Origin of the sequence: Limosilactobacillus kribbianus, assembly GCF_026413145.1 — a bacterium.
In the GTDB taxonomy this organism is placed as follows: Bacteria; Bacillota; Bacilli; order Lactobacillales; family Lactobacillaceae; genus Limosilactobacillus; species Limosilactobacillus kribbianus.
On sequence record NZ_JAOVYZ010000003.1, the window covers coordinates 88,387 to 98,838 of the forward strand.

At 53.0% G+C, this 10,452-nt stretch carries 9 protein-coding genes and 1 tRNA gene; 5 read left to right on the plus strand and 5 right to left on the minus strand.

The features are described from left to right. The first annotated feature begins 341 nt into the window (after nt 1-341). From OCT58_RS01745 to OCT58_RS01755, 3 genes are all read left to right on the plus strand, one after another. The gene (locus OCT58_RS01745) at nt 342-1,049 is read left to right on the plus strand and encodes an MIP/aquaporin family protein (RefSeq protein WP_267201112.1); all 708 of its coding nucleotides are present in this window, start codon (nt 342-344) and stop codon (nt 1,047-1,049) included. A gap of 80 nt (nt 1,050-1,129) precedes the next feature. Next, nucleotides 1,130-1,963 carry an ethanolamine utilization protein EutJ gene (gene eutJ / locus OCT58_RS01750; RefSeq protein ID WP_267201113.1) on the plus strand — a complete coding sequence of 278 codons (834 nt, stop codon included), beginning with the start codon at nt 1,130-1,132 and terminating at the stop codon, nt 1,961-1,963. An 11-nt stretch (nt 1,964-1,974) separates the two neighbouring features. Next, nucleotides 1,975-2,631 carry a nitroreductase gene (locus tag OCT58_RS01755; protein WP_267201114.1) on the plus strand — a complete coding sequence of 219 codons (657 nt, stop codon included), beginning with the start codon at nt 1,975-1,977 and terminating at the stop codon, nt 2,629-2,631. A gap of 50 nt (nt 2,632-2,681) precedes the next feature. Here the strand turns inward: OCT58_RS01755 and OCT58_RS01760 are convergent. The 3 genes from OCT58_RS01760 to OCT58_RS01770 form a co-directional block, all read right to left on the minus strand. Then, a tRNA-Thr gene (locus tag OCT58_RS01760) sits at nt 2,682-2,754 on the minus strand. Nucleotides 2,755-2,853: 99 nt separating this feature from the next. Beyond that, nucleotides 2,854-4,200 (minus strand): aspartate aminotransferase family protein, encoded by a 1,347-nt coding sequence (locus OCT58_RS01765; protein WP_267201115.1) that lies wholly within the window; start codon nt 4,198-4,200, stop codon nt 2,854-2,856. Next, on the minus strand, nt 4,184-5,635 hold the full coding sequence (locus OCT58_RS01770; RefSeq protein WP_267201116.1) for an APC family permease: 1,452 nt from the start codon (nt 5,633-5,635) through the stop codon (nt 4,184-4,186). The genes OCT58_RS01765 and OCT58_RS01770 overlap by 17 nt, the downstream gene beginning before the upstream one ends. 293 nt (nt 5,636-5,928) lie before the next feature. On the opposite strand from OCT58_RS01770, the gene nth reads away from it, so the two are divergent. Together nth and OCT58_RS01780 are read left to right on the plus strand one after the other, a co-directional pair. Further along, complete coding sequence (gene nth / locus OCT58_RS01775; RefSeq protein WP_267201117.1) at nt 5,929-6,570, plus strand: endonuclease III; 642 nt, start codon at nt 5,929-5,931, stop codon at nt 6,568-6,570. A 126-nt stretch (nt 6,571-6,696) separates the two neighbouring features. Beyond that, complete coding sequence (locus tag OCT58_RS01780; RefSeq protein WP_267201118.1) at nt 6,697-8,031, plus strand: MATE family efflux transporter; 1,335 nt, start codon at nt 6,697-6,699, stop codon at nt 8,029-8,031. A 66-nt stretch (nt 8,032-8,097) separates the two neighbouring features. On the opposite strand, the gene OCT58_RS01785 is transcribed toward OCT58_RS01780, so the two are convergent. Both OCT58_RS01785 and OCT58_RS01790 read right to left on the minus strand, forming a co-directional pair. Then, entirely contained in the window at nt 8,098-9,285 is a 1,188-nt protein-coding gene (locus tag OCT58_RS01785) for an MFS transporter (protein ID WP_267201119.1), read from the minus strand. A 93-nt stretch (nt 9,286-9,378) separates the two neighbouring features. After that, on the minus strand, nt 9,379-10,314 hold the full coding sequence (locus tag OCT58_RS01790) for an L-lactate dehydrogenase (protein ID WP_267201120.1): 936 nt from the start codon (nt 10,312-10,314) through the stop codon (nt 9,379-9,381). Nucleotides 10,315-10,452: the final 138 nt, after the last annotated feature.

The following is a 10,452-nucleotide window of genomic DNA, read 5'->3' on the forward strand; positions in this document are numbered from 1 at the left end:
GCCTGAGAGCAAGAGGAAAATTCTCCGTTCTCAGGCTGTTGTTTTATTATTGCTTCCTTAATTAATCAGCAGAATCTTTATACAATCCTGTGCAAGCCCAAAATGAACTTTTAAAATTTTGCGTTCGAGAAAAAAGATAAATGATTCAAAAGAGCGCTAGTTCATCAAATTTATATAGCAAAATAACATTATTTGGTTGAATGATTTAACAGATTATTGCGCTTGATGGGCAAATAATATTATCAAGACAATAAAAGACATAGTGAGTATGTTAACATAAAAATCGAATAGAAAGCGCATACAATTTTGTAACTAAATCATAAAAGGTCGGTGTTTTTAACATGCATGGATTTATAGGTGAATTTTTAGGCACAATGGTCCTGATTTTATTAGGTGCCGGTTGTTGTGCTGGTAATAGTTTGAACAAGACCTATGGTAAGCAAAGCGGCTGGTGGTACATCTGTATCTCCTGGGGACTCGCTGTTACCATGGGGGTTTACGTTGCTAGTTTCTTTGGCTCACTCGGTCACCTGAACCCAGCTGTAACCATTCCGTACGCAATCTTTGGGCTTTTCCCGTGGAGCGATGTTATTCCATACCTGCTTGGTCAGTTCTTAGGTGCATTTGTCGGTGCCGCATTAGTAATTATTCAATTCTATCCACAATTCAAGGCAACCAAAACTGAAGAAGAAGGTAACAACGTCGGAATCTTTGCTACCCGTCCTGCAATCAAGAGTCCAGTTTTCAACTTCTTCTCAGAAGTAATTGCAACTTTTGCATTTATCTTCATTCTGCTGAACCTTGGTGACTTCAGCAAGGGCTTAAAGCCACTGGTTGTTGGTCTGGTCATTGCGGTTGTTGGTACCTGCCTGGGGACGACCACCGGATTCGCGTTGAACCCTGCCCGTGACTGGGCACCACGTTTTGCCTACACTATTCTGCCGGTTCCTAACAAGAGCGGTGCTGAATGGTGGTACGCTTGGGTTCCAATGGTTGGCCCAATCGTCGGCGGGATCATCGCTTGTGCCTTGCAAGAAGCAATTGCATAATCAAATGATTGGTTTAGGAGGCTGGGATGTTCCTCAGCCTTCTTTTACGTTTAAAAGCAAATAGTAAGGATGTGGAGATAATGGGGGACAAAATATTAGCAAACAGCAACAAGCAATTGAAACGTTTTGAATCAATTGTTAATAGTGACAAAGCGCTGAAAAAGGTGAAGGAAGGCGACAAGCTAAAGGTTGGCGTTGACCTTGGGACCTCCTCAATTGTTTTAACCGTTTTAGATAAGGACGACAACATCGTTTACGGCGCATACGAATATGACCACGCCGTCCAGGACGGGATCGTTGTTAACTTCATGGAATCGGTCAACATTCTCCGGCGCTTAAAGGCCAAGGCCGAAGAGGTGCTGGGCGTGGAATTAAAGACCGCGTGCGGAGCCATCCCACCGAAGACCGGTGAAAAGAGTGCCAAAGTCGTCGCCAATGTCATCGAGGAAACCGGAATGCTGTGCACCGGTGTAGAAGACGAACCGACCGCCGCGGCCAAATTCCTGCGGCTCAAGACCGGTACCGTTGTTGATATTGGTGGTGGAACCACCGGGATCAGTATTTTCCAAAACGGTAAGTTAACGCACGTCATCGATGAGGCCACCGGTGGCTTCCACATGACCCTTGTCCTAGGTGGCCGATACAAGATCAAAAATGAAGAGGCTGAAAAGCTCAAGCGGAACAAGGACAAGGAAGAAGAGGTTTACTCCGTTATCAAGCCAGTCGTTGAAAAGATGGCCGCCATTGTTCAAAACATGGGGTCCGAAGTCAACGACCCCGTCATCGTCGTTGGTGGTGCAACCAACTTTGACGAATTTACAAAAACTTTTAGCAAGGTCCTGAAGAGAAAGGTTTATAAGCCGCTCTACCCACAATTTGTAACGCCACTGGGCATTGCAATGTTTGATAACTAGAAGGTGACAAAATGGAATTTGATCGTGTCGTTACTGGCCGGCATTCGGTCAGGGAATTTAGTGAGCGCTCCATCTCCCACAGCAAGCTGCGCCAAATTGTTAAATTGGCACAATGGGCGCCATCGTGGGTAAATTCACAGCCCTGGAAGGTTTACATTGCGACCGGGAAACACTTGGAAGACATCAAGGCCATGTTCCAGCAAAAGGATGCGGCCCATACCAAAAGCAATCCTGATCTAGCCGTGATGAGCCGCACCCAATGGAACGAGCGCACCCAGGCCAACATGAAAAAATGGCGACATGACATTGTTGCCCACTTCAGCACTTTCGACGAAGCCCATTCAAAGATGACCCGGGCAATGAACACGCTGAACAGTGCCGCAGCAATTGCCTACATCACCATTCCGACCCAAACGCCGGACTGGTCAATTCTCGACTCTGGTGCCTTTGCCCAAACGTTGATGCTGGCCGCCAAAGACCTGGGAATCGATTCGATCCCGACCTACAACTCGGTTCGCTTCCCGGACGAAATCCGTTCCATTCTAGGCATTCCAACAACGGAACGACTAATGGTTGGAATTGAATTAGGCTACGCAACCAATTCACACATCAATCACTATCGCTCGGACCGTGTTCCGGTCGATGAAATTCTAAAAATTGAAGACTAATAAATAAGCGACTGGGGAATTCTCCCTAGTCGCTCATTTATTTTACCCGAAGCCGTCTGGCAGAGTTGAACTGCCGTGTCACCCTTACCATGGATGTGCTCTACCTATCTGAGCTAAGACGGCGTTTAAAGTATAACCGAAAGGCGCCGTTCAAGGCAAATTGCAAAAATAGCACCCGATAAATCTGCAGGTTTATCGGGTGCTATTTGCTTAATTTCTCTCTTACCAACCCAACTCGTCGGCATTTTGCGGCAGCAACAATTTCCCCGCCGCCAGCTCGCTGAAGGCCTGGTCAATCATGGCAAAGGCCTGATCCAACTGCTCTTCGGTGATAACCAACGGCGGCTGGAAGCGCAGAATGTTGCCCCGCAGGCTAATAATGATGGCACCGAGCTCAAAGATCCGGTACATCAGCTTGGTGGTGGCCTCTACGTCACCCTTGCCGGTAGCTGGATCGACGATGTCAATTCCGCCGTCGAGGCCGTACATCCGCACGCCCCCGATGAAGTCAAATTTCGCCTTCTCCTGGTTAAAGAAGTCCGCGGCCTTCTTGCCCAACCGGGTCGAACGTTCCAGCAGGTGCTCGTCTTGGATAACGTCCAAAGTGGCGTTGGCAGCCGCCGTCGTAACCGGGTTCCCGGCCGTCGTGTAAACGTTGGCGGCGGAACCGAGGGACTCCATGATTTCCTTGCGGCCGATGATTGCGCTGAGCGGCATCCCGGAAGCCAGGGACTTGCCGACGGACATCAGGTCTGGCTCGATCCCTGGGAAGTTCTGGATGGACCACCATTTCCCGGTCCGTCCCATCCCCTGGTTAACCTCGTCGATGGCGAAGAGGATGCCGTGCTCCTTAGCGAAGTCATAGATCTTCTGCATGTAGGCCGGTGGCGTCTTGACGATCCCCCCGTCCCCCTGGATTGGTTCGATGATGATCGCCGCCGTTTCCTCGGCCGGCAAGTAGGTTTCAAACGGCTGCTTGAAGGCCTTAAACATCCGCTCGACAAACTGGTCCTCGGTTTCGTCCGGCAGACGATCCCACGGTGACGGGAATGGCACCTTGACCACGTCCGGCAAGAGCGGCGACATCTTGCGGCTCATGTTTAAGGTGACGGACGAAAGGGTCATGGAACCATAGGTGGAGCCGTGGTAGGCCCCGGTGAAGGAAACCATGTAGGGCCGCCCGGTGTAGGCCCGGGCAAATTTAATGATGGCGTCGTTGGCATCAGAGCCCGAGTTTCCCCAGGCAATTTCGACCGGACCGGACATCGGTGCCAATTCTGCCAAGCGTGGTGCCAGCCGGGCTGCCTGGGAGTTGGCAAAGTAGGCCGGCGTGTACTGGATAATCTTGGCTGCCTGGTCGGCAATCGCCTTGACGATCCGTGGGTGGGCATGACCGGTGTTGGTCGAACTGGCGCTGGCCAAGAGATCAATGTAGTCGTTGCCCTCGACATCGGTGATGATCGCCCCGTGCCCGTGGTCGATCACGATGTCGTAGTATTTAATCCGTGCGGCACTGGAGAAGGCCGCCTGTTCTTTTCTTAAGATTTCGCGATTACTTGGTTTGTCCATCCTCATTCGCTTCCTTTTTACTTAAGTAGGAGTGCTTCATACCGTATGCAAAGTAAATTACCAGACCGATTAAGAACCAAATCCCAGCATAGAGCTTGGCCTCGTAATCCAGTCCGAGGAAGACAAACAAGGAGGCCAAGAAGCCTAAGGCAGGCAGGACCGGGTAGAACGGCACCTTGAAGGCCGGATCCGGAATGTCCTTACCTTCACGCTTCCGCAGGGCGTAAATACCGAGGGAAACGAACATGAAGGCGATCAGGGTCCCGGCAGAAATCAGCTGGGACAGGAAGGAGAATGGGAAGAAGGCCCCGATGAGGATTCCCCCAAGCGTCAGGGTCCACAGTGCGCGGTTTGGCCGCTGGTTCTTGTCCAGGCCACCGAGCCACTTCGGCAGCATCCCGTCACGACCGAAGGAGTAGATCAGCCGAGAACCGGCCATGCTCATCCCGATCAAGGCGGTAAACATCCCCACGACGGCGATACTCTGAACGACGGTTGCCACGCCACCGTGACCGGCCGCCCGCAGCGCCAGGCCGACTGGTTCGGCGCTGTTGGCGTACTTTTGGTATGGCAGCATGCCGACGAGGACCAGACTAACTGCAACGAAGAGGACCACGGCGATGGCCAGAGAACCCAGGATCCCCCGCGGCATCGTCTTTTGCGGGTTGATCGCTTCAGCCGAGTTGGCAGCGATGGAGTCAAAACCGATGTATGATAAGAAAATCATTGAGACACCGGCGTAGATCCCCTGCCAGCCACCGAAGGCCCCGTTGGCCGTTTCACGATACTTCGGAATAAACGGCACGTAGTTAGAAGCGTGCAGAGCGAAGAGGCCGACTACGATGAAGAGCAGGACGGCGAAAACCTTTAAGACCACCAGGATGTTTTCCACCCGGGCTGCCCGGGACACCCCGAAGGAAATCAGGAGGGCAACCGCAGCAATGACGACCACGGAGATCAGGTCAACCACCCCGCCGTCGGTCCCAAAGGCGTTGGAGAGTGAAGCCGGCAGCTTCCAGCCAAGTGGGGCAATCAATGCCCGAAAGTTGGCCGAGAGCCCGGAGCCAACGAAGGCCAGAGCGATAAAGTATTCGGCCAAGAGGGCCCAACCGGCCACCCAACCGAAGAATTCACCAAAGACAACGTTGATCCAGGAATAAGCCGAACCAGCAAAGGGCATTGCCGCCGCCATCTCGGCGTAGGCAAAGGCCACCAGACCGGCAACAATGGCCGCAACCAGGAACGAAATTGAAACCGCTGGCCCGGTATGCATTGCCGCAACTTCACCGGGAAGAGTGAAAATTGAGGTCGACACAATGGTTCCGACACCCAGTGCTAGAAAGTCACGCACCCGCAGTGATCGGACCAAGTGGCCGTCTTTGTTTGCATAAACACGCGGATCTTCTTTACGCGTGATCGTTTTCCAAAAACTCATAACTCTTCCTCCTTTATTAGATATTTATTAGAATCATAAGAAAAACTTTAATTTATTCTACCAAGTGGGCCTGCCGAGGTCAAACGTTAATTTAATTAATTTGGCGGCCCTAGTTTGTTCAAATATCAACAATAAGCGTTTTCATTTCTTAGCTTACGGCATTTGTCATTTGTCGGTGGATCTGAGATTAAAATTAAAATTCTTTAATTTTGCAATTTGTGCAACTTGACTTCCATCCTGCAAGTCGCGAAAATCAAGCTAGTAGAACCATTAACAGAAAGAAGTGCTCACTCATGCTTACCGATCAAGAAATCCGTCAGGCCATTCAAACCATGCGCCAGGCCTTCCCGGATGCCGGCACCACCCTGAAGGCCGACACCACTTTTCATTTTCTGCTCGCCACCATTCTCAGCGCCCAGGCCACCGACAAGTCCGTCAACCTCACCACCCCGGCACTCTTCCAGCGTTTCCCGGGACCCAAAGACCTGGCCGCCGTCGAACCCGAGGCGGTGGAGCCCTACATCAAGCAGCTCGGCCTCTACCGCAAAAAGGCCAAGTACCTCGTCAATTGCTCCCGAGCGACTCTCACCGATTTTAACGGCCAGGTTCCGCAGACACGCAAGGAACTGATGACCCTGCCCGGCGTCGGACGCAAGGTCGCCGACGTGGTTCTGGCCGAATGCTTCAATATCCCCGCCTTCCCGGTCGACACCCACGTCAGCCGGGTCGCCCGCCGTCTGGCAATGGTCGCCCCTAAGGCCACCCTGTTGCAAATTGAGAAACGCCTGATGGCCGCCGTCCCAGAAGACAAGTGGCTGGATGCCCACCACAGCATGATTTTCTGGGGCCGTTACCAGTGCACGGCCCGTAATCCCAAGTGCGACCACTGCCCCCTGCTGGCAATGTGCAAGTACGGCCAAGACAATGTAATGTAGGCAATTGCATTTTGATTCCGGATCCCTTAGAATATTCACAATAAGATTAATTACGATAGCGGTCAGCAGTCGCGAGGAATGATTCCTCCACCATGCTCTGACCGCTTTTTTAGAGGAGTTTTTTCGATGGATGAACTATTTTCCACGGCACCGGTGAAACGAGTCTACTTCAAGCTCGCCCTGCCGGTGGTCCTGGGCATGATTACAACGATGATCTACAACCTCGCCGACACGATGTTCGTGGCCAAGACCGGCGATCCGCGGCTAGTGGCCGGGGTGACGCTCGGGGCCCCACTCTTCATGTTCATGCTGGCGGTCTCGGATATCTTCGGCCTCGGTGGCAGCTCCGTTGTTTCCCGCCTGCTCGGTGAAAAAAAGCCAGACCTGGCCAAGCGGGTCAGCAGTTTCTGCATGTACGGCGGAATCGTTGCGGGACTTTTATTGACGGTGATCCTGTTGGTCTTCGAACACCCAATCCTTAATTTACTGGGGGCCAAGCCGGCAACCTACGACGCGGCCGCCGCCTTTTACCGTGTCCTCAGTCTAGGAGCCGTCTTTATCGTCTTTTCGATCATCCCCCAGAACCTGATCCGAACCGAGGGACTGGCCAGCCAAGCGATGATTGCGTCGATGGCCGGCACCATTTTGGCGATCATCCTGGACCCAATCTTCCTCTTCGTTTTCAAATGGGGCGCGGCGGGAGTCGGTCTGGCTAACGTCATTGGCTATGTTCTTACCGATCTCCTGCTCGTCTACTTTGTTACCAAACGGGCCCGCGTTATTAACATGGACATACATCGGGCCCGCATCGACGGTCGAACAACCCGGGACGTCATCGCCATCGGGATCCCCGGCTCCATCACCAATTTTGCCCAAACCTTTGGCATGGCCCTGCTTAACTCATCGCTAGCGATCTACGGGACCGACATGGTAGCCGCGATGGGAATTACCCAGAAGATTTACGGGATCGTCACCATGGTGATCGTCGGCTTTGCTTTTGGCTCCCAGCCGCTCGTCGGCTATAACTACGGGGCGCGGCAGTGGAAACGGCTGCGAGAGATCCTGCGCTTCGACTTTTTGGTCCAGGTCTGCTACGCACTGGTCGTCGGCAGCGTCCTGCTGATCTTTGCCCGGCCGCTGACCGCCCTCTTCATGAACCAGCCGGCGATCGTCAACGCCGGCAGCTACATGCTGTTAGCGACCCTGGTCACAACCCCGCTGGTGGGCCTCATCCTGGTCTACACCACCGTTTTCCAGTCGATCGGCAACGCCCTCGGCGCCTTCATCATGTCGATCTCACGCCAGGGAATCATCTACTGGATCGCCCTGGAGCTGTTCAAGCACAACTTTGGCTACCACGGAATCGTCTGGGCCCAGGCGGCCAGCGACATTGTCACCTGCCTGATTGGCTACGGCCTGTACCGGGCCAGCCTGGACTGGAAGCACCGGCTGAAGGAATAAGCCATTTAAAATTAAACAAGGGGCACGGAAAAGCTGCATTTTTCCGTGCCCCTGATTTAATTTTCACTAATCTTTAACCATTACGTGCCGCATCCGGTATGTAATAACGAACGAAACCAGGAGGAAGCCAATCACGATCCAGTACGGGTACTGGTAATTCATATCCAGCAGGGCACCAGAGATCAGCGGCCCAATGATGTTGCCGACACTGGTCAGCGACATGTTGATACCGTTCAGCAATCCCTGATTGTCGGCGCTCATCTTGGTCAAGAGGGTCGTGATCGTGGGCCGCAGAAGGTCAAAGGCCTCGAAGACCACCAGGGTAGCGATGACCAACTGCCAGTGCGAATGGTCATAAATCACAAAGGCCGTCCCGATTGCACCTAAAATAAAACTATAACGCATTAGCCGCACTTCACCCAGCCAACGCACCAGGGCCTCGAAACAGAAGACCTGGAGGATCAGGGAAATGATCCCATTCAAGGTTAGAACAAGGGCAATCGTCGCTAGGTCAAAGTGGTGGACCTCATTGACATAAAGGCTGTAGATGCTCTCAAAGCCGGCGAGACCAAAGGCGGCCACAAAAATCATCGCAAAGAGCGTGATCAAGGCGGGCGTCAAGATCCCCTTGACCTGGGACCAGGTGCTGCCCATCAGTTGCTTCTCCGGTCGTTTGGTCGTGCTTTGGAAACGCTCGTCCTGGTCACTCGGCAGCAAGATCCAAGCAACAGTCGTGCTGATTAGGCCGAGCACCCCGGCAACCCAAAACGGAAATTTATAGGAGACATTGGCAAGCAGGCCGCCCAAGCCGGGTCCTAGAATCAGGCCCCCGCTGAAGGAAGCCGAGAGCCAGCCGATCACCTTTGCCCGGTCCCGGGGCGTCGTCAGGTCCGCCGCCAACGCCATTGAAGTCGGTACGAACATCGCCGCAGAAAGGCCGTCAACGGCACGCGACAGGTCGAAAGCCCAGAGATGCTGGGCAATCGCAAATAAAAATTCCGCCAGGGAAAAAATCACCAGGCCCCAGACAAGCATCGGTTTCCGGCCGATCTTGTCAGAAATGCGCCCGACCACCGGCGAAGTGACGAATTGGACCAAGGCGAACAGTGATGACATCATCCCCATCTCAAAAGCGGAAAAATGATATTCATTTTTAATAAACGGGATCACCGGGAACACCAGGCTCATCCCCAGACAGATCAAGAATTCGCAGAGAATCACAACCAGGATGATGCGCTTTACTTCTTTGGTCATTTCATTTAACCTCTCTTTCCACACTAAAAAGGACCACAACTCTCGTCATAGTCCCTTGCTTAGATCTAGTTTAGCATGGAAAGGCGCATTTCGCTATTTTCCGGTGGCAGCCAGACTTTCCGTGTACTTTTGCTTGATGAAATCGGCGGAGGTTTGCAGTTTCTGCAGTTCTTCCTTCGTCAGATCCAGCTGGGCCTGAGCTACGATCCCGTCACGCCCCACCACGGCCGGGTATGACAGGTAAACCCCATATTCCGCGCGGTAGTTGGAGACCGGCAGCTCAGTCAGGGAGTTGGACAGGATGACGTTGACCAGGCGAACCGCGGCGGTGGCGACCCCGTAACTGGTGTACTTCTTACCCTTGAAGACGGTCCAGCCACCCATCTTGGCCTCCTTATCCAGCTCGTCTAAGTTCAGCCCCTTGTCCGCTGCTAGCTTGGCAATCGGCTGGTCAAGAACCTTGACCGTCGACCAAGCAGTGAACTGGGAGTTCCCGTGTTCGCCGAGGTTATAGCCCGCCACGGAGCGTGGATCCACGTGGAGACGCTCGGCCACGGCGCGCTTCATTCGGGCGGAATCGAGCAAGGTCCCGGTCCCAATCACATGGCCCTTTGGCAGGCCGGTAATTTCTTGATACAGGGAGGTAATCACGTCGACCGGGTTGGTGATGACGACCAGTTTACCGTTAAAGCCGCTGTCCTTGATCTGCTGGGCCACGCCGGCAACGGCCTTCCGGGTAAATGGCAGTTCGGCGAAGCGATCCGCGTTAGGGTTGTCCTGCAGCTTGATGTTCCCCAGGGCGGACACGATCACGTCGGCGTCCTTTAATTCCGCATAGTCGTTGACCACGATGTTAGTGTGAAAGGGCAGGTTGGCCATCGCGTCCCGGAAGTCCAGGGCGTCCGCTTGGGCCTTGGCCTCGTTAGTGTCGATCAGGACCAGGTCGTCCGCAAAGCCGTTGGCAACAATATAGTGGGCCACTGTTGAACCAACGTGCCCCATTCCGATTACGGCAACTTTTCGTGTCATGATAAAATCCTCCTCGTATTCTATAAATATATCCTTTCGGATTTTGCTACTATACAACTTGTTTTCTGGTCACCGCATGATAACCTCTAATTATCATTGGCTTTGGTCAACTGGTATAGGTTAAATTCTCCTGTAGTT